The organism is Pectobacterium brasiliense, from assembly GCF_013449685.1.
In the GTDB taxonomy this organism is placed as follows: Bacteria; Pseudomonadota; Gammaproteobacteria; order Enterobacterales; family Enterobacteriaceae; genus Pectobacterium; species Pectobacterium brasiliense_A.
Genome location: NZ_JACDSF010000160.1, coordinates 1 through 316, shown reverse-complemented (window position 1 = coordinate 316; position 316 = coordinate 1). Strand labels below are relative to the sequence as shown.

The window sequence follows — 316 nt, the reverse complement described above, 5'->3', positions numbered from 1 at the left end:
TGTGACGCTACCCGTGCGTCTACCGCCAATGAACTGACATACCAACGCGACTCTCTGTGTACCACCTTTCCCCGTTCACCACGCTCACTCACCACTTCTATTAACGTACGAATTGTCGGCCAGCGTTGTTTTAACTCCTCAGGAAAATCCGCCTCTATCTGCATCACCTGACGATATTCTGTCCGCCCATGCGCTTGATTATTTTCCGTATGCGTCGCCAGCCCTTCATCGGCATAACATGAAGAAAAACGCTGTTTAACAAATTCATACAGCTTTTTTTGGTTCCCTTTAATGCCGACAATAAACTCGCCTTTAC

Annotated in this window: 1 protein-coding gene; it reads right to left on the bottom strand. The window is 47.5% G+C overall.

All coding sequences use genetic code 11. The annotated features are described in order from the left end of the window. A partial coding sequence (locus tag H0248_RS21835) for an ISAs1 family transposase (RefSeq protein ID WP_180787465.1) occupies nt 1-316 on the bottom strand: 316 nt, incomplete at both ends.